The 17,989-nt window shown below is 68.4% G+C and carries 19 protein-coding genes; 8 read left to right on the top strand and 11 right to left on the bottom strand.

Translation table 11 applies throughout. The features are described 5' to 3' along the window. Positions 1-9: 9 nt before the first annotated feature. From AB4Z46_RS26830 to AB4Z46_RS26820, 3 genes are all read right to left on the bottom strand, one after another. On the bottom strand, positions 10-1,215 hold the full coding sequence (locus AB4Z46_RS26830) for an ABC transporter substrate-binding protein (RefSeq protein ID WP_442286599.1): 1,206 nt from the start codon (positions 1,213-1,215) through the stop codon (positions 10-12). A 15-nt stretch (positions 1,216-1,230) separates the two neighbouring features. Beyond that, positions 1,231-2,022, bottom strand: a complete 792-nt coding sequence (locus AB4Z46_RS26825; RefSeq protein ID WP_442286598.1) for a GntR family transcriptional regulator — start codon at positions 2,020-2,022, stop codon at positions 1,231-1,233. Positions 2,023-2,129: 107 nt separating this feature from the next. Next, positions 2,130-2,348 carry a hypothetical protein gene (locus AB4Z46_RS26820; RefSeq protein ID WP_442286597.1) on the bottom strand — a complete coding sequence of 73 codons (219 nt, stop codon included), beginning with the start codon at positions 2,346-2,348 and terminating at the stop codon, positions 2,130-2,132. Positions 2,349-2,425: 77 nt separating this feature from the next. Between AB4Z46_RS26820 and AB4Z46_RS26815 the strand changes: the two genes are divergently transcribed. Beyond that, entirely contained in the window at positions 2,426-3,097 is a 672-nt protein-coding gene (locus AB4Z46_RS26815; RefSeq protein ID WP_442286596.1) for a nitroreductase, read from the top strand. Positions 3,098-3,099: 2 nt separating this feature from the next. Here the strand turns inward: AB4Z46_RS26815 and AB4Z46_RS26810 are convergent, their stop codons facing one another. After that, a complete protein-coding gene (locus AB4Z46_RS26810) occupies positions 3,100-3,933 on the bottom strand; it encodes a crotonase/enoyl-CoA hydratase family protein (RefSeq protein WP_442286595.1) in 834 nt (277 codons plus the stop codon). A gap of 91 nt (positions 3,934-4,024) precedes the next feature. Here AB4Z46_RS26810 and AB4Z46_RS26805 point away from each other — a divergent pair, with 91 nt between their 5' ends. Further along, complete coding sequence (locus AB4Z46_RS26805; RefSeq protein WP_442286594.1) at positions 4,025-5,875, top strand: PhoX family protein; 1,851 nt, start codon at positions 4,025-4,027, stop codon at positions 5,873-5,875. Positions 5,876-5,900: 25 nt separating this feature from the next. After that, on the top strand, positions 5,901-6,299 hold the full coding sequence (locus tag AB4Z46_RS26800) for a DUF488 domain-containing protein (protein ID WP_442286593.1): 399 nt from the start codon (positions 5,901-5,903) through the stop codon (positions 6,297-6,299). A gap of 19 nt (positions 6,300-6,318) precedes the next feature. Here AB4Z46_RS26800 and AB4Z46_RS26795 read toward each other — a convergent pair whose 3' ends face one another. Further along, a complete protein-coding gene (locus AB4Z46_RS26795) occupies positions 6,319-6,789 on the bottom strand; it encodes a hypothetical protein (protein ID WP_442286592.1) in 471 nt (156 codons plus the stop codon). Positions 6,790-6,895: 106 nt separating this feature from the next. On the opposite strand from AB4Z46_RS26795, the gene AB4Z46_RS26790 reads away from it, so the two are divergent. Then, the gene (locus AB4Z46_RS26790; RefSeq protein WP_442286591.1) at positions 6,896-8,233 is read left to right on the top strand and encodes a cation:proton antiporter; all 1,338 of its coding nucleotides are present in this window, start codon (positions 6,896-6,898) and stop codon (positions 8,231-8,233) included. Between the two features lie 30 nt (positions 8,234-8,263). On the opposite strand, the gene AB4Z46_RS26785 is transcribed toward AB4Z46_RS26790, so the two are convergent. From AB4Z46_RS26785 to AB4Z46_RS26760, 6 genes are all read right to left on the bottom strand, one after another. After that, positions 8,264-9,109, bottom strand: a complete 846-nt coding sequence (locus tag AB4Z46_RS26785) for an N-acyl homoserine lactonase family protein (RefSeq protein WP_442286590.1) — start codon at positions 9,107-9,109, stop codon at positions 8,264-8,266. A 79-nt stretch (positions 9,110-9,188) separates the two neighbouring features. Continuing rightward, the gene (locus AB4Z46_RS26780; protein ID WP_442286589.1) at positions 9,189-9,986 is read right to left on the bottom strand and encodes an alpha/beta hydrolase; all 798 of its coding nucleotides are present in this window, start codon (positions 9,984-9,986) and stop codon (positions 9,189-9,191) included. Positions 9,987-10,132: 146 nt separating this feature from the next. Further along, the gene (locus AB4Z46_RS26775) at positions 10,133-10,921 is read right to left on the bottom strand and encodes an adenylate/guanylate cyclase domain-containing protein (RefSeq protein ID WP_442286588.1); all 789 of its coding nucleotides are present in this window, start codon (positions 10,919-10,921) and stop codon (positions 10,133-10,135) included. Beyond that, entirely contained in the window at positions 10,918-12,015 is a 1,098-nt protein-coding gene (locus AB4Z46_RS26770; protein ID WP_442286587.1) for a carboxymuconolactone decarboxylase family protein, read from the bottom strand. Before AB4Z46_RS26770 ends, AB4Z46_RS26775 begins: the two co-directional genes overlap by 4 nt. A 208-nt stretch (positions 12,016-12,223) precedes the next feature. Beyond that, positions 12,224-12,799 carry a flavin reductase family protein gene (locus AB4Z46_RS26765; RefSeq protein WP_442286586.1) on the bottom strand — a complete coding sequence of 192 codons (576 nt, stop codon included), beginning with the start codon at positions 12,797-12,799 and terminating at the stop codon, positions 12,224-12,226. Between the two features lie 76 nt (positions 12,800-12,875). Then, positions 12,876-13,664 (bottom strand): IclR family transcriptional regulator, encoded by a 789-nt coding sequence (locus AB4Z46_RS26760; RefSeq protein WP_442286585.1) that lies wholly within the window; start codon positions 13,662-13,664, stop codon positions 12,876-12,878. Positions 13,665-13,756: 92 nt separating this feature from the next. Between AB4Z46_RS26760 and AB4Z46_RS26755 the strand changes: the two genes are divergently transcribed. Genes AB4Z46_RS26755 through AB4Z46_RS26740 form a run of 4 tightly spaced genes read left to right on the top strand, consistent with a single transcriptional unit; the run spans position 13,757 to position 17,917 of the window. Next, positions 13,757-14,611: an SDR family oxidoreductase gene (locus AB4Z46_RS26755; RefSeq protein ID WP_442286584.1), complete on the top strand. Its 855-nt coding sequence runs from the start codon at positions 13,757-13,759 to the stop codon at positions 14,609-14,611. Between the two features lie 34 nt (positions 14,612-14,645). After that, positions 14,646-15,977, top strand: a complete 1,332-nt coding sequence (locus AB4Z46_RS26750) for a flavin-containing monooxygenase (RefSeq protein ID WP_442286583.1) — start codon at positions 14,646-14,648, stop codon at positions 15,975-15,977. Between the two features lie 11 nt (positions 15,978-15,988). Continuing rightward, the gene (locus AB4Z46_RS26745; RefSeq protein ID WP_442286582.1) at positions 15,989-16,909 is read left to right on the top strand and encodes a bile acid:sodium symporter family protein; all 921 of its coding nucleotides are present in this window, start codon (positions 15,989-15,991) and stop codon (positions 16,907-16,909) included. Between the two features lie 3 nt (positions 16,910-16,912). Continuing rightward, positions 16,913-17,917: an SDR family oxidoreductase gene (locus AB4Z46_RS26740; protein WP_442286581.1), complete on the top strand. Its 1,005-nt coding sequence runs from the start codon at positions 16,913-16,915 to the stop codon at positions 17,915-17,917. The last annotated feature ends 72 nt before the right edge of the window (positions 17,918-17,989 follow it).

The raw sequence follows: 17,989 nt of genomic DNA, 5'->3' as shown, positions 1-17,989 counted from the left end.
GCGGGCGCGTCAGGCAGAACGCAGAGGAAACATCGGCTCCACCTCGCGGAAGTCGCGCGGGATGATCACCTTGATGTCGTTCTTCACCACCTGCGTCATCAGCGGCTGCGCGCCCTCGTTCTGGCCGTTGACGAAGCGGGTCGGCCCGTACGGCATGATGTGGCCCGAGAAAGTGCTCTTCTCCAGCGCGTCGATGATCGCGGCCCGCTCGCTCGATTTCGCCCGTTCCAGCGCATCGGCCAAGACGCCCATGGCGGTGTAGGTCATGAAGACCTCGTAGCTGAAGAACTGGCCCTTGGCCTCGACCCGCTTGCGCAGTTCCTGCGCGCGCCGGTCCTTCGGGTTGAACCAGTGGTTGCAGTCGATGATGCCGTTGGCCGCGTCCGGGAACTCCTTCACGAACTTGTAGCTCGACGCGGCACCGCCCAGCACCGAGAAGATCGCCTTGGGCGCCACCTTCTGCTGCTGCATCGTGCGCACCAGCAGCGMGTACTCGTTGTAGTAGTTGGCCGGAATCACGATGTCGGGGTTGAGCGACTTCATGCGCAGCACGATGTTGTTGAAGTCGCGCGTCGGATTCGCGTGCTTCACCACCTCGACCACCGTGAAGCCGAAGCCCGGCAGCTCGCGTGCGAGCAGCTGCGCCGTGCCGGCACCGAACAGCGACTCCTCGTGGACGATCATCACGGTCTTGGCCGGGCTGCCCGCCGCCTTGTTGAGCACCAGCAGGTTGGCCATCGCGACCTCGGTCGACTTCTTGTAGCCGGGCCCGAAGCGGAAGGTGTTCTTGAGGCCGCGCTCCACGATCTGGTCGGCCACGCCGACGTCGACCACGTGCGGCAGGTTGTACTTGGCCGCCGCCTGCGTGGTCGCCAGGCAGATCGCCGAGGCGAAGGCGCCGACGATCGCCGAGACCCCGGCTTCGTTCATCTTCTCGACCTCGGCAGCGCCGGCCTGCGGCTGCGACTGCGCATCGCCCAGCAGCGCCTCCAGCTTGGCGCCGCCCAGCGACTTGATGCCGCCTGCCTGGTTGATGTCCTCGATCGCCATCTGCGCACCGAGCCGGCATTGCTGGCCCGAGTAGGCCAGCGCGCCGGTGACCGGATGGAGCACCCCGACCTTCACCGGCTTGGGCTGCGCGCCGCCCACCAGCGGAAAGGCGATCGAGGTACCGAGGGCGGCAGTCTGCGACAGGAAGCGGCGGCGATTCTCCATGGGGAACTCCTAGGGTTAGATGAACTGGGCGGAAAGCTCTTTGCTGACCCACACCTTGGCGTCGATGTCGCCGACGCGGGACAGCTGCATCTCGTAGGCGTAGCGGTCGGGGCGGTACAGGCCGTGCAGCCATTGCACCGGCCGTTCGTCGGCGTCGTAGACCAGCCGGCGCACTGCCAGCAGGGCCGAGCCGACCGGGACGTCGAGGTGCTGCGCCAGCGTGGCGTCGGCCAGCCGGGCCGTGATGGTCTGGTGCGCGCGGCCGACCCGCACGCCGGCTTCCTCCAGCAGCACCAGGATGGGCTTGCGGGACAGTTCGCGGCGACCGAAGCGGCGCGCGACCTCACCCGGGACATAGGTCGTGATGTGAGACAGCGGGCCCTCGCGCGTGGAACGCACCCGCACCGCTTTCTGCACCGCATCGCCCGGGCGCAGCTGCAGGGCGGCGGCGACGCTGGCCGAGGCCGTGACGGTCTGCACATCGATCACCTTGACCGAAGTGCGCAAGCCCATGCTCACGAGGTTCTCGAGCAGGCCGCCGAGGTGGGCGCGCTGTGCGCCGTCCGCGCCCTGGGCGACCGACGGCACCGGCGCGCCGATCGGACGCGTGCCGCGGCCGGGTTCGCGGGCGATCAGGCCGTCGGCCGCCATCTTCTCCAGGGCGCGCCGCACCGTGACGCGGGCCACGCCGAACTCCTCCATCAGCGCGAACTCGCCCGGCAGGCCCTCGGCAAAGCGGCCTTCGGCGAGTTGCTCGCACAGCACCAGGTAGATCTGGTGGTACTTGGGCAGCGGCATCTGGGACATGGGCGCTGATGGTGGCGCTGTTCACATGTCCCGTCAATAGGACATTTGAGGGCATGTCCTGCGCCCCATGCCGACACGGGCCCGGCCCGCCCTCTGCGGGCGCTTCGCTACCGCGCCGGGAAGCGCTTCAGCATGGTGCGTCCCAACGAGGTGATCTCGTTGACGGTGGCCGGCGGCTGCGTATAGCCGTCCAGCGTGCGCAAAGGCTTGGGAATCGTCGCCTTGATATGCCCGGCCATGCTGAGCACGCGCACGGCGTCGACCTCCGCACCGGAGGTGACGGCGACGGGCAGCTCCTGGGCTGCCAAAAGGTGAAGTAGATACATGGCCACGTCGACAGTATGCCGCCTGCGCCCGGGGCGGCTGCTTACACTCGCCCCACCTCCGCACCCCGTCCAGCGCCATGCACATCCAGGAAGCCGTTGCCAGTCGCCACTCCATCCGGGCCTTCCTGCCGACGCCGGTCGACGGTGCAACCATCCGCAAGGTGCTGGAACAGGCGGCACGCGCGCCTTCGGGCGGCAACCTGCAGCCCTGGCACATCGACGTGCTCGCGGGCGATGCGCTCGCGTCGCTGAAGTCGCGCATGCGAGAGCGCCTGGCCCAGGGAGGCGAGCCGGAACCGACCGACTACGACGTCTACCCCCCCGCCCTGCGCGCGCCCTGGCGCGACCGCCGCTTCCAGGTCGGCGAGGCGATGTACGCGCGCCTGGGCATTCCGCGCGAGGACAAGGCCGCGCGGCGACGCTGGTTCTCCCGCAACTTCGACTTCTTCGGCGCGCCCCTGGCGCTGTTCTGCTCGGTCGATCGCACGATGGGCCCGCCGCAGTGGTCGGACCTCGGCATGTACCTTCAGACCGTGATGCTGCTGCTGCGCGCCGAAGGCCTCGACAGCTGCGCCCAGGAATGCTGGGCCATCTACCCCGCCACCGTCGCCGGTGCCATCGCGTTGCCGCCCGAGCGCATGCTGTTCTGCGGCATGTCGATCGGCCACCGGGATCCCGCGCATCCGGTCAACGGCCTCGTGAGCGACCGCGCGCCCACGAGCGAGTGGCTCACTTTCCGGGGGCTCTAGGCTCAGCCCGCGGGCTTGACGTCGCTGAAACGCGGCGCGCGCCGCTCGACGTTGGCGCGCACCGCCTCGGTCTGGTTGGCGCTGCCGATCAGCGCCTTCTGCTCGAGCGATTCGGCCAGCAGCAGCTCGGCGGCGCCCGCGCCCATCGCCGCATTGAGCAGCCGCTTGCCGGCGCGGATCGCATCGGGGCTCTTCTGCGCGATCTCGTGCGCCATCTTGAGCGCCTCGGCCAGCGGGTCGGCCGCCAGCCGGGTGGCGAAACCGAGCGCCACGGCCTCCTCGCCCGAAAAGATGCGCCCGCTGAAGGTGAGCTCGCGCACCACGTCGTCGCGTGCCAGTTCGCGCATCAGCACGATGCCGCCCATGTCGGGCACCAGGCCCCACTTGATCTCCATCACCGACAGCCGGGTGTCCGGCGCGACCAGCCGCACGTCGGCGCCGAGTGCCACCTGCAGGCCGCCGCCGAAGGCGACGCCATGCACCGCCGCGATCACGGGCACCGGCACCTGGCGCCAGACCATCGCCACCTGCTGCGCAGCGTTGGCAATCCCGTGGGTGCGCGCCATGATGTCGGCGTTCGCCGCGCCTTCGCCCAGGACGGCGCCCGCGCCCTGCCCCATGCGCTCGAAGGACTGCATGTCGAGCCCCGCGCAGAAGGCCTTGCCGCGGCCCGCCAGCACCACCGCGCGCACGCCGGCGTCGCTGCACAGGCGGCTGCCGGCGTCGATCAGGGCGTCGAACATCGCCGGGTCCAGCGCGTTCATCTTGTCGGCGCGCGACAGCTGCAGTTCGACCACGCCGTCGGCATGGCGGATGGATTCGATGCGATCGTTCACGGTGTCTCCTGGTAATCGGTTGGGCTTGGGTGAAAGCGAGTATCGATGCTCGGCGATGATCGCGGTGTCGCCTAGCCAACAGACCCTTGCCATGCCGCTCGCCCGCCGCCAGTTCCTTCGATCCGGAGCCGCCGCCGCCGTCGTCTCCCTGTTGGGCGAGGCCTGCGCCGTGCCGGCCGGCGAACGCCGCCTGGGCTTCAGCGCCGTGACCGCCACGCTGCGCGACGCGGTCACCGTGCCGCCCGGATACGAGGCGCAGGTGCTCTATCCCTGGGGCACGCCGACCGGCGTCGCGTCGTCGATGCCGGCCTTCGCCCCCGATGCCTCGAACAGCGCGGCCGACCAGGCGATGCAGGCCGGCATGCACCACGACGGCATGCACTTCTTCGCGCTCGACGGCCGCGCCGATCGCGGCCTGCTGGTGATGAACCACGAATACACCGACGAACAGTTGCTGCATCCGGACGGCACCACGCCCTGGACCGCGGACAAGGCCCGCAAGTCGCTGCACGCCATGGGCGTCTCGGTGATCGAGATCGAACTCGGCGCGTCGGGCTGGCGCCAGGTGCTGCCGTCGCGCTACGCCCGGCGGGTGCACGGCCGCACGCCGATGCGCATCGCGGGCCCGGCGGCCGGCAGCCCGCTGATGCGCACCGCCGCCGACCCGGCCGGCGACCGGGTCGACGGCACTTTCGCCAACTGCGCGATGGGCGTCACGCCCTGGGGCACCTACCTGACCTGCGAGGAGAACTTCCAGGTCTATTTCGGCGCGCCCAAAGAGGCTGCGACGCAGGTCAGCGCGGCGCAGCGACGCTACGGGCTGGGCAGCGGCTCATGGGTCGACTACTGGCGGGTCGACGAGCGCTTCGACCTCGCGAAGCACCCGAACGAATCGAACCGCTTCGGCTGGGTGGTCGAGATCGACCCCTTCGATCCCGCGTCCGTGCCGGTCAAGCGCACCGCGCTGGGCCGCAAGCACCAGGAGAGCGCCACCTGCACGCTGACCCGGGACGGCCGGCTCGCGGTCTACATGGGCGACGACTCGAACTTCGAGTACATCTACAAGTTCGTGAGCCGCGACAAGGTCCGGCCCGGCAGCGATGCGGCCGCACGGGCCGCCAACCGGCACCTGCTCGACGAGGGCACGCTGCACGTCGCGCGCTACGACGCCGGCGGCCGCGGGCAGTGGCTGGAACTGCGGCACGGCCACGGCGGCATCGACGCCGCGAACGGCTTCGCCGGCCCGGCCGAAGTGCTGATCCATGCGCGGCTGGCCGCCGACATCGTCGGCGCGACCTGCATGGACCGACCCGAATGGATCGCGGTCGATCCGGCGAGCGGCGAGGCCTACGTCGCGCTGACCCACAACCGCCAGCGCGGCCGGCCAGGCATGCCGCCGGTCGACGCCGCGAATCCGCGCGCCGACAACCTGTTCGGCGGCATCCTGCGCTGGCGCGAGGACGGCCGCGACGCGGCGAGCACCACCTTCGACTGGGACCATTTCGCGCTGGCCGGTGACCCCGCCGTGCCGGGCGCGGCCGTGCGCTATCCGAGCGCCGACGCCGACGCCTTCGGCAGCCCCGACGGCCTGCACTTCGACAGCGGCGGGCTGCTCTGGATCCAGACCGACATGAGCGGGCCATCGATCGGCAAGGGCCCGATGGCCGCGCTGGGCAACAACCAGATGCTCTGCGCCGACCCCGCGAGCGGCCGCATCAAGCGCTTCCTGGTCGGCCCGAGCGGCTGCGAGATCACGGGCTGCGTGCTGACGCCGGACCGACGCAGCCTGTTCGTCAACATCCAGCATCCGGGCGAGACGCGCGACGGGGCCAGCGGCAAGCCGAGCAGCGCCTGGCCCGATGGCACCGTGCCCGGCAGCGCCCGCCCGCGCTCGGCCACGGTGGTGGTGCGGCGGCAGGACGGCGGTATCGTGGGCAACTGAAGCAACAACGGAGAGGAAACAGGAAATGGCCATTCGCATCGTTCGCCTCGGCAGCGACCGCGCACCCGACGAGGGCCTGCGCATCGGCACCGTGCGCCGGCCGCCGCGCGGCGTCCCCAAGGCCGAATTCGCCTCGCAGAACTGGTATGACGTCTGGTATCCGAACCTGGCGCCCTCGGTCGAGACGATGAAGCAGGCGCAGGCCGCGCTGGCTTCGGGCGTGCCCGCGCAATGGGCCGCCTTCGGCCGCAAGTACAAGAGCGAAATGGCCGAGGCCGATGCCAGCCGCAGCCTGGACCTGCTGGCGGCGCTCTCGCACCAGAGCGCACTCTCGGTCGGCTGCTATTGCGAGGACGAGGCGCATTGCCACCGCTCCTTCCTGCGGGCGCTGCTGGCGGAGCGCGGCGCGAAGATCGTGGATTGATGGCGGGACGTGGCAAGGATCAGGCCGCGCGGCAGTCCTTGAACTTCACCACGAGTGCCGGGGGCCCGTCATAGGCCTCGTTGCTCGCGTACTTCCCGATCAGCTTGCCGGTGTTGTATTTGCCGGTGCCGGTCAGGCATTCAGCAAAGAGCCCTTTCTTGCGATCGACGTCCATGAAGCCCGTTTGCTTGTGCGGCGCCTTTGCCTTGAACGCCACCTCGCGGCCGATGAATGCATCTTCATCGCCGGCACCCTTCATGATGATCTTCACGAGCGGCTGCAGTTCCATCGGTGCGGCGGACCTTGCCTTCGGTGCTTGCGCAGTCGAAGGCGCGGGCGCAGGAGCCGGCGCCGCAATGGGCTGAGCGGGCGCAGGCTGAGCGCTCTTTGCCGGGGGCATGGCACATCCAGTGATCATCGAGGCGGCAAGGGCCAAGGTCGTGAAGCCGATCGAGTGGATGGCCGAAATGCCGCGGGTGCTTTTCTTCATTGGGTTCAAATTTGCACGTAATTGGGATGCATGGAGTTTCTCCAACTAATGCCACTCCACAAAAAGTCCGGCACGAAAACCGCGCATTAAGTCACAACCCCTGGACGTGGCCCAGCGAGTCGCCCGAGCCATCGGTGGCCTCAGGGCTGTGGCAGTATCCCGCCCTCCTCGCAGCTTCGACAAATCAGAAACGGCCATGTCCCTGACGCTCCTCTTCCTGCAGCTCACCGTCATTCTGGCCACCGCTCGCGCCTGCGGACTTGCGCTTCGCATGGTCGGCCAACCGATGGTGATCGGCGAGATGGCTGCCGGCCTGCTCCTGGGGCCGGTGGTGCTCGGCGCACTTTTTCCTCAGTGGCACCAGCAGCTCTTTCCCCCGGCCTCGCTGCCAGCCTTGTCGTCTCTCGCCACGGTGGGTGTCGTCCTTTTCATGTTCATCGTCGGAGCCGAACTGCGCGCCCCCAGCGGCATGGGGGCACAGCTCAGGGCCGCGACCCTGGTGGGGATCTCGAGCATGGTCCTCCCCATGGCCCTGGGGCTGGCGATCGCCCCGTTGCTGTATCCCGTGCTCGCGCCACGGGCGGTGGCCTATTGGCCCTTTGCGCTTTTCGTCGGCGTGGCGCTGTCGATCACGGCGTTCCCGGTGCTCGCCCGCATCCTCAAAGACCGCAACATGACCCGCACGCGCGTGGGCCAGCTGTCGCTTGGCGCGGCGGGCGTGGTCGACGCGCTGGCGTGGGTCCTGCTGGCGCTGGTCGTCGCGCTGGCGAATGCCGGCACCGGCCTGCAAGGATTCGTCCGGATTGGGCTCGGCATGGCGCTGCTCGTGGCGGTGGTGTTTCTCGCCCTGAAGCCGGCGCTTGCCTGGATGCTGCGCACGTACGCGCCAGACGGCGAACCCTCTTCGATGGTGTTGGCGGCGCTTTTGATCGGCTTGTTCGTGTGCGCGATGCTCACCGAATGGCTGCACCTGCACGCGGTGTTCGGCGCCTTCCTGTTCGGCATTGCGCTTCCGCGCGACGACCGGCTGCTGCGTGCGCTGATCGACCGGATCGAGCCCCTATCGATCGTGGTGCTGATGCCGATCTTTTTCGCACTCGCCGGCCTGGGGACCAGCGCCAGCGCGTTTGCGAGCACCGGCCTTGGCCTCCTGGGCCTGATCCTGCTGGTGGCTACCGTCGGAAAGATCGTGGGTGGCGCCGTTGGCGCGCGGGCATGCGGCTACGGCTGGCGCGAGAGTCTGGCCACGGGCTCCCTCATGAACTCGCGCGGTCTGATGGAACTGATCGTGATCAAGGTCGGACTCGACGCCGGGCTGATCGGCTCCGAACTGTTCACCATGCTGCTGGTGATGGCGCTGGCCACCACCGCCGCAACCGGCCCGCTGCTGTCCTTGATCTCCTGGCGCAGCCCCGCGCCTGGAGACCGCTCCACGCGGGCCTAGCGTCGCCGGTGCGCGCACCCTTGACACCCCCTACTCGTAGAAGGAGGGCGACAGCTTCTGTCCGTCACGCTGCGCCTTGTCGTGGTTGATCCAGAGCTGGGCCTTTTCCTTGGCCAGGATGTTCGCAAGCCGCTGCATCGAGGCCACGGTCTGCTGCGCGTTGAAATTGATCGAGGGGACGCGCCCGTTGTCCCAGTTGTCCTTGAAGTGGGCGGCATCACCGGAAAGCAGGACGGCGCCGGTCCGGGGCAGCTTCACGAGCAGCGATTGGTGCCCCACGGTATGCCCAGGTGACGAGATGATGACGACACTGCCGTCGCCAAATACGTCGCGGTCGCCCTCGAGCGTGGTCACCGTGTCGCTGGGCCGGGACCGAAGGGGGCTTCCGGTCGGGGATTCGTATTCGGCTTTTTGCACCAGCAGCATCGCGTTCGGGAACATGCCGACATTGCCGATGTGATCGACGTGGCTGTGAGACAGGGCGACGTACTTGATGTCCGACGGCTTCAACCCGAGTTCATCGATCTGCGCCGCGAGCGTCTTCGGCAAGCGCCAGGTGATCGCGCGCGGGTCGGAGGGTCGCAGGCCCTCGGGCATGGCCGCCACCGCATCGGAGACGCCCGTGTCCCACAGCATCCAGCCCTGCGCATGCTTGATGAGGTAGCAGCTTCCGGCAAATGGCATCGACTTGCCCACGTTGACGCCCGGCGACCAGCGCGAGATATCGCCCGCGACGCCCTCGCCACAGTTCAGGATGTAGAGACGCTGCACGCCGGACGGCGGCGCTTGCGAAACGATGGGCTGCGAGCACGCCTGCAGCAGGGACAGGACCGCCGCGAGGCCGGCCGCCATCAGGCCGAGACGCTTGACAAACATCATGTGCTTCCTTTCCACCTCTCGAATTGCAGGCGACGCTGCCCGCTCGACGGTCCGGCGGGCAGCGTTCCGTTGGCACCTACCGAGCTGCGAGCTGGACTTTCGAGACGGCCTGCTTGATCAGGTCGGCAACGGCCTGCGGCTTGGACACGTAGACCGCGTGGCTGCCACCGGTTTCCGCAACGGTCGCACCTGCGCGCTTGGACATCAGCCGCTGCGCAGGCGGCGGGATCATCCTGTCGTCGGTGGCCACGAGGTACCAACTGGGCTTTGACTTCCACGCCGGATCGGAAACCGCGCCGCCGAGTGCGTCGACACCCCAGGGCACTTGCGAGTTGGCCATGAAGGCGGCGGTGTCTGCGTCCACATCGGCCGCGAACGAGGCGGCGAACTTCGACTTGTCGAGCAGCAGGAAGCCGTCTTGCGGCGGCAGGATCGGAGGCACGGGAGCGCCGGGCGGCGGATCCTTGATCAGGGTGTTGACGGACTCGCCCTTGTCGGGGGCGAACGCGGCGATGTACACCAGACCGGCGACCTTGTCGTGCGTGCCCGCTTCCGTGATCACGACACCCCCGTAGGAATGCCCGACCAGGACCACGGGTCCGGGCTGCGCCGCGATGACGCGCCGGGTGACGGCGACGTCGTCGGCCAGCGAAATCGTCGGGTTCTGGACGATGGTCACGTCGTAGCCGTCCTTCCTCAGGATCTTGTAGACGCCTTCCCAGCCCGACCCGTCCACGAACCCGCCATGGACGAGTACGACACTCGGCTTGGTCGCCGTGGCTGGCGTTGCGGCCGCGGCACCGCCGCCTCCTCCTGCGATCATGGCTGTGCTCATGGCAGCGGAGAAGAACCTGGAGAACTGACGCAGGGACATTTGAGACTCCTTCTGCGCGCGATGCGCGCTCAACACATTGAGTGCGATGGAGGAACGCCGCTGAAAGCCGCACACAAATCTCTCCGCGGTCAATCAACTTTAGATCTAGATTGTTTAAATGTCAACTATCTAGACTTGAAGTATTGTCACTGTTGCTCCTTGGCCTCCACGTAGTAGGTCCGGATCGGCTCCGCCTTGCCTTTGACCAGTGCCGGCGGCATGGGCCGCAGGCGAAACTGACCATCGACCGCGCGGCGAATGTCCTCCGTGATCAGCAGATCGACTTCGAACTTGCTGGTCAGCCCTTCGACCCGGGAGGCGACGTTGATCGGGTCGCCCGTCACGCTGAATTTCGAAAGGCCCGCCGTGCCGATCACGCCCGCCACCACCTCCCCGCCATGAATGCCGATGCCGAAGCGGAGCTCAGGCAGGCCCTTCTCACGCAAGGTGGCGTTGTAGCGCGCCAGTTCCGCGCGCATTTCCAGAGCGGCCAGCACGGCATCTCGCGCCTGCCAGGGGTTGGACTCCATGGCGCCGAACAGGGCCAGCAGGCCGTCGCCCACGAACTCGGTGACATGGCCGTGATGAGGGGCAATGGCCACCGTCATGTGGCGGAAGTAGTCGTTCAGGATGCTCACCGTGACGGCGGGGTCAAGCCGATCGCACAGGGCCGTGAAGCCGCGCAGGTCGGCAAACAACATCGTCACCTGGCGTCGCTCGGGCGCGAAGGCATCGCCCGGACGCGTGAGCCGCTCCACCACGTCGGCCGGCGCGAAACGCTCGAACTGACGCTGCAGTTGCTCCAACCTTTCATCGGCGGCCAGCAGCAGCTTCTCGAGCTGGTCGTTCTGGCGCTGACCGCGCAGGACGAACACTGCCAGGCCGGACAGGACGATCGCCCCGACCGCGGCAAGGACCCAGGCCAGCGCCATCATTCCAGCAACATCGCCAGCCGAACGGTCCCATTCGCCAGCGATGCCACGCCAATGGCTTCCAGCAGCGCGTCGGCGCCCAGTTCGGCACCGAGGGCGCGTGTCTTTTGCTGGATCGACGAAGGTTCGTAGTACACCGTGTCGCGCGCCCAGGCCAGGAGGCCGGCTTCGCGTTGCGCCAGGCGGGGGCAACGAAGCGTCGCCATTGCGCTTTCGATTTCGGCCCGACTCAGGCCCTCTTCGAGCAGCATGTGGATCGCCGCAGCTTCGCAATGCGGGCAGCCGAGCGTGCGCGCGACCACGGCGAACATCAGCGCCTTTGCGCTGCGGCTCAGCACCCCGGTCTCGAACGAACCGTCGAGCGCCGCCTTCATGACGTTGCCTGCACGCAGGCCGGCAAGGGGCGCAACCACCGCCCCGAAGGGGCCGGCAGCCAACGCGGCCCGATCCAGCGGCGGTTCGGCCGGCCTGCCCGGCGCGAACTTCTTCATCAACGGCATCGCGAGCGCGAGCAGCCAACGGAACGGTCCGCTGGCCATGCGTTCGAACTTCTGTTCCGGTGGGCACGCCAACAGGGTGCTGACGCGGTTGTAGAAGCAGCCGAGCGAGATCGCAAAGGCGATCTCGCCTATTTGCGCCGGGGTGTAGCCGAGCTGGAGCAACGCGGCACGCTCGGCCGCGGCCGGACGTGGCCTCGATCGAGCCAGACTGCGACAGAAGACGATGTACGCGCGCTCCTTGTCGTCCAACTCGGCTGTCTGCACGTCGCGTTCGACTTGCTGGATGAAGGTCTCGGAATAGCCCAGCACCTTCATGTAGGCGCGGTTCGCGCCATAGCAGTAGCGGCACGAATTCTCCTGTGCCGTCACCATGCTGCCTATGCGGTACAGCCGCTCCGGCAAGGCGACCGGCACATAGTTCGTCGCCTCGTAGGCGGCCTCGCGCAACCAGCGGCTGGGCGCGACCCGGCGGTCGACCTCGAGGACGTGGGCGCCGCGTCGCTTGAGTTCGGCTTCCCAACTCGCATCGTGCACCGCCGGCAGGACCGGGTCGCTCCACTGGATTTCGCTCAGCAATACAGCCATCAGCCACTCCACCGAGATCGGACGCAGCGTTCTTCGCCGGCATTTTCATGCCGACCCCTTGCTGCACAGGGCTTCCGGGGTTCATCCGCGGACATGATCTTTCGAATGTCCGCGATCAACGCTTGCGAGGCAATCCCCCAGCACGAGAATCAAGCCTCTCGATGGCCGCAGTATCCGGCGCGCATCTCATCGCGCAGAGCCCCGGCAAAGCCGCTGCCTGCTACAGCGGCACCGCCTTCAGCACGCCGCCAGCGCGCACGAAGTTGCCTGCGCCAAGGTGATGAATGGTCTGCAAGTCCACGTTGTCCTCTCGAAACAACCAATGCCCTCCGGCGAAGATGCGCGAATCCGCCGCCGCGGCCACCACCTCGCCGAAGCAGGTGTCATAGGCATCTTCGGTATGCGGCTCGCTGATCAAGCGGCATTCGAGCCAAGCGGCGCAGCCCGCCTCCGGCACGGGCATGCCCAGCACAGGGCCGCGGCTCGCCTCGATGCCGAAGCGCTCGAACTTGTCGAGCGTGCGGCCGCTCGTGCCGCCGATGGCGTAGGTCAGATCCACGCGCGCCGTGCCGGGCAGGCAGATGCCGAATGCGCCACTGGCCGCAACCAGTTCGCGCGTGAAGGTGTTCTTGTCGATCACCACCGCGATGCGCGGCGGCGTGAACTCCACCGGCATCGACCAGGCGGCGGCCATCACGTTGCGGCGGGCGCCGTCGGCGCTCGTCACCCAGACGGTCGGGCCATGGTTGACAAGGCGGCTCGCATGTTCGAGCGCGACCGGCTGGAAGTGATTCATCATGGGCATCCTTGTGATTCGCACCCGGCATTGTGGACGCCCCTCCCCGCCCTGAAAAAAACAACAGGCCGCGGCCTCAGCGCATCGCTCGCGCAATCCCCTGCGCCGCATTGCGCAGCTTGTGCAGCTGCTGCAGCGCCTGCGGCAGCGGCATCCGCACCGCCGGCGCCTGCAGCGCCACGGCGCAGCGCACCGGCCCTTGCGCATCGTCGCGCACCGGCACGGCGACGCAGACCAGCCCAGCGATGAACTCCTCGGCATCGACCGCATGGCCGTCGCGCCGGATACGGTCGAGTTCGCCCTCCAGCACTTCGCGCGAACCCAGCGTGTGCGCGGTGTAGCGCCGGTACTGGAGCTGGTCGAGCAGGCGCTCGCGCTGCGGCTTCGGCAGATGGGCCAGGAACAATTTGCCGCTCGCCGAGCAATGCAGCGGCACGCGCGAACCGGGGCCGAGTTCCAGCCTGAGCGGAAACGCGGTCTCGACGCGATCGAGGTAGATCACCTCGGCGCCCGACAGCGCCGTGAGGTTGCAGGTCTCGCCCACGTCCGCCACCAATTGGCGCAGCGCCGCATGCCGAACGCCGGTCGACGTGCTGCCGCGCAGCACCGTCTCGGCGAAGCGCATCAGCCGCGGCGTGATCGCATAGCGCCGGCCGTCGCCCCCGCGTGCCAGCAGGCCGCCGACTTCCAGCTGCTGCAGCATCCGGTGCACCGAGGGCTTCGGCTGGCCGCTCAGGCGCACGACGTCGACCAGCGTCTGGGGCTCGGGGGTGGCGCACACCAGTTCCAGCAATTGCAGCAGGCGCAGGCCAGGCGTGGCGGCGTGTTCGGCCTCCTCGGCAGGAGACAGTTCGGAGTAGCTCATCTCAAATCTCGATAAACGAGACAAAAAAACAATAATTCAGAGATTTTGCCGCAAAACTTCGTTAAAGTACGCGACAGTACATTTTGATTCCGATGAGTATTCCCCTAGACAACCTGGTCATCACCGGCGCCTGCGGCGGCCTGGGCAGCGCCTTGGCCGCCGAGGCGCTGGCGCGCGGGGCCAAGGTCGCCCTGGTCGGGCTGGACCTCGCCACGCTCGAAGCGCTGGCCGCCCCGGCGCCCGGACGCTGCGCCATCTATACGCCGGACGTCAGCGACAGCGCCGCGATGCAGGCGATGGCCGAGGACTGGACTGGCCGCTTCGGCTCGCCCGATGCCGTGATCGCGAACGCCGGCGTGGCCGGCGGTTTCGACACCGCGCAGGCCTGCGACCTGGCGGTGTTCCGCCGCATCCTCGAGATCAACCTGCTGGGCGTCGCCACCACCTTCCAGCCCTTCGTCGCGCCGATGCGCGAGCGCGGCCGCGGCATGCTCGCGGGCATCGCCAGCCTGGCCGGTCGCCGCGGCCTGCCCGGCAACGGCGCCTACTGCGCCAGCAAGGGCGGCCTGATCCGCTACCTGGAAAGCCTGCGCGCCGAGTTGCGGCCGAACGGCGTGCGGGTCTGCACCGTGAGTCCGGGCTACCTGCGCACCGCGCTGACCGCCGGCAACCGCTTCGCGATGCCGGGGCTGATGGCGCCCGAAGCCGCGGCCAGCGCCATCCTGCGCGCCCTGTCGCAAGGGCAGGAGCAGCTGGTGCTGCCGCGCCGTCTCGGCTGGCTGTCGAATGCCCTTGGCCTGCTGCCCGATGCCTGGCACGATGCACTGCTGCTGCGGCAGCCACGCAAGCCGCGCGCGGGCGATCCCGGCGCCACGCCGATCCCGGGCTTGCCCGCAGACGCCACGTCCCGCGCGCCAGCCGCCCCGCCCGAATCCACCGTGCACTGATCGCGCGGCCACCCTGAAGCCGGAGTTTTCTTTCGTGAGCCAACCTGTGACCGCACCCGTGCCCTCGCACCAGCAGATTGCCCTGATCGGCGCCGGCCCCTCGGGTCTCGCCGGCGCGCGCAACTTGCAGAAGCTCGGCATCCCGTTCCAGGGCTTCGAGGCCTACGCCGACGTCGGCGGGCTCTGGAACATCGGCAATCCGCGCAGCACGGTGTACCAGTCGGCGCACCTGATCTCGTCCAAGCGCACCACCGAGTTCGCCGAGTTCCCGATGGCCGACAGCGTGGCCGACTACCCGAGCCACACCGAGCTGTGCCGCTATTTCAGCGACTTCGCCGATCACTTCGACCTGCGCCGCCACTTCCGCTTCGGCACCCGCGTCATCCGCGTGGAGCCGCTGACCGAGACCGCCTCGACGCTCTGGCGCGTGAGCGTGGACGCCGGCGACGGCCGCATCGAGAGCGCCGACTACAAGGGCGTGATCATCGCCAACGGCACGCTGTCCGAACCCAGCATGCCGCGCTTCGAAGGGCACTTCGACGGCGAGCTGCTGCACACCTCGGCCTACAAGCATGCGAAGCTGTTCCAGGACAAGCGCGTGCTGGTGGTCGGCGCCGGCAACAGCGGCTGCGACATCGCGGTGGATGCGGTGCACTATGCGCAGAGCGTCGACCTCTCGGTGCGCCGCGGCTACTACTTCGTGCCCAAGTACATCTTCGGCAAGCCGGCCGACACGCTCGGCGGCAAGCGGCCGCTGCCGGCCTGGATCAAGCAGCGGCTCGACGCCAAGGTGCTCCAGTGGTTCACCGGCGACCCGGTGCGCTTCGGTTTCCCGAAGCCCGACTACCGCATGTACGAATCGCATCCGGTGGTGAACTCGCTGGTGCTGCACCACATCGGCCATGGCGACATCGGCGTGCGCGCCGACATCGCGCGCCTCGACGGCCACACGGTGCACTTCAAGGACGGCAGCGCGCGCGACTACGACCTGATCCTGTGCGCCACCGGCTACAAGCTGCACTACCCCTTCATCGACCGCACGTGGCTCAACTGGCAGGGCATGGCGCCCAAGCTGTACCTGAACATCTTCGCGCCGGGCTTCGACAATCTCGCCGTGCTCGGCATGATCGAGGCCAGCGGCATCGGCTGGCAGGGACGCTACGAGCAGGCCGAGCTGGTGGCGCGCTACTTCAAGGCCCAGGCCGACGGCCGCCCGCAGGCGGCCGCGCTGAAGCTTGCCAAGGCCGGCCCGACGCCCGACCTCTCGGGCGGCTACAGCTACCTGAAGCTCGAGCGCATGGCCTACTACGTCCACAAGGACAGCTATCGCCGCGCCGTGCGCGAGGCTGCCGCCGCGCTCGCCTGAGGAACCCACCCATGCTGCCTGTCGACGAGATCCGCCTCAATTTCAATCCGGCCTCGCTGATCGCGCTCAACGCGGTGCTCGGCTTCCTGATGTTCGGCATCGCGCTGGACACGCGCGTCGCCGATTTCAAGCGCGTGATGCGCATGCCGGTGGCGATGGCGGTCGGCATCGCGGCGCAGTTCATCGTGCTGCCGGCGGTCACCTTCGGGCTCACCCTGCTGCTGAATCCGGCGCCGAGCATCGCGCTGGGCATGATCCTGGTGGCCTGCTGCCCGCCCGGCAACGTGTCGAACATCCTGACCCATCGCGCGGGCGGCAACGTGGCGCTGTCGGTGTCGATGACCGCGATCTCGAACCTGATCTCGATCGTCGTGATGCCGCTCAACTTCGCCTTCTGGGGCGGGCTGCATCCCACGGCGGCGCCGCTGCTCAAGGCCATCGCGCTCGACCCGGCCGAGATGGTGCTGCACATCGTGGCGATCATCGGCGCGCCCTTCGTCATCGGGCTGGCCTGCTCGCACTGGCTGCCGCGGCTCACCGAGCGCATCAAGAAGCCGGCCCGGATCCTGAGCTTCGTCTGCCTGATCGGCTTCATCCTGGCGGCGATCGCCGGCAACTGGCGCTACTTCCTCGACTATGTCGGCCTGGTGCTGGTGGCGGTGGTGCTGCACGACGCACTCGCCTTCGCCACCGGCTATGCCTGCGCCACGGCCACCGGCCTGGCGGAGTACGACCGCCGCGCGGTCAGCTTCGAGGTCGGCATCCGCAATGCCGGCCTCGGGCTGGTGCTGATCTTCGGTTTCTTCGGCGGCCTCGGCGGCATGGCGGTGGTCGCCGGCGTCTGGGGCTTCTGGGACATCGTCGCGGGCCTCGGGCTCGCCGCCTGGTGGGCGCGCCGCCCGCTGTCTTCACCGGCCGCGCGTTCGGCCTGAATCATGGATGCAGTTCTGCCCCTCGCGGCACGGCGGGTGCTGGTCACCGGCGCCGACGGTTTCCTCGGCCGCACGGTGGTGGCCGCCCTTGCCGCCCTGCCCGACATCGACTGCGTGCTGGCGCTCGACGTGCGCGAAGTGCCGGCCACGCGCCGCGTGCCCGGCGTCACCTATGCGGTGCAGGACGTGCGCGGCGCGGAACTCGGCGCCACGCTCGGGCAGCATGCGCTCGACGCCGTGGTGCACCTGGCCTCGATCGTCACGCCCGGGCCCGGCAGCACGCGCGAGTTCGAGCACTCGGTCGACGTGCTCGGCACCCGCAACGTGCTCGAGGCCTGCGTCGCGCACGGCGTGCGGCACATCGTCGTGTCCTCGAGCGGCGCCGCCTACGGCTACCACGCCGACAACCCGGCCTGGATCGACGAGGACGATGCGCTGCGCGGCAACCCCGCATTCGCCTACTCGGACCACAAGCGACTGGTGGAGGAGATGCTGGCCCACTACCGCGTCGACCACCCGGCGCTGCAGCAGACGGTGCTGCGCATCGGCACCATCCTGGGCACCCGCGTGCACAACCAGATCACGGCGCTGTTCGACAAGCCGCGCATCCTCGCGATCCGCGGCAGCGACAGTCCCTTCGTGTTCATCTGGGACGAGGACGTGACCGGTTGCGTGGTCCATGCCATCACCACCGGCCGCACCGGCTGCTTCAATGTCGCCGGCGACGGCGCGCTCACGTTGCCGCAGATCGCGGCGCTGCTGCACAAGCCCCTGTTGTCGATGCCGGCGTCGCTGCTGAAGCTCGCGCTGGCGGTCGGCTCGCGGCTCGGCATCAGCCGCTACGGCCCCGAGCAACTCGACTTCCTGCGCTATCGCCCGGTGCTGTGCAACAAGCGGCTCAAGACCGAATTCGGCTATGTGCCCAAGAAGACCAGCCTGGAGGCGTTCATGGCATTCAAGGCCGCGCGCTGCGCGCACGGGACGCAATCCGGGCCGGTGTCCACGTGAGCGCGGCGAAGGCCGCGCTTCGCGCCAACGGGCGCTCTGCTGACGCCCCCTTGGGAGGCCACGACCACACGC

This window comes from Variovorax sp. M-6, assembly GCF_052114385.1.
GTDB lineage: Bacteria > Pseudomonadota > Gammaproteobacteria > Burkholderiales > Burkholderiaceae_C > Variovorax.
This window is presented reverse-complemented; position numbering and strand designations above follow the sequence as displayed.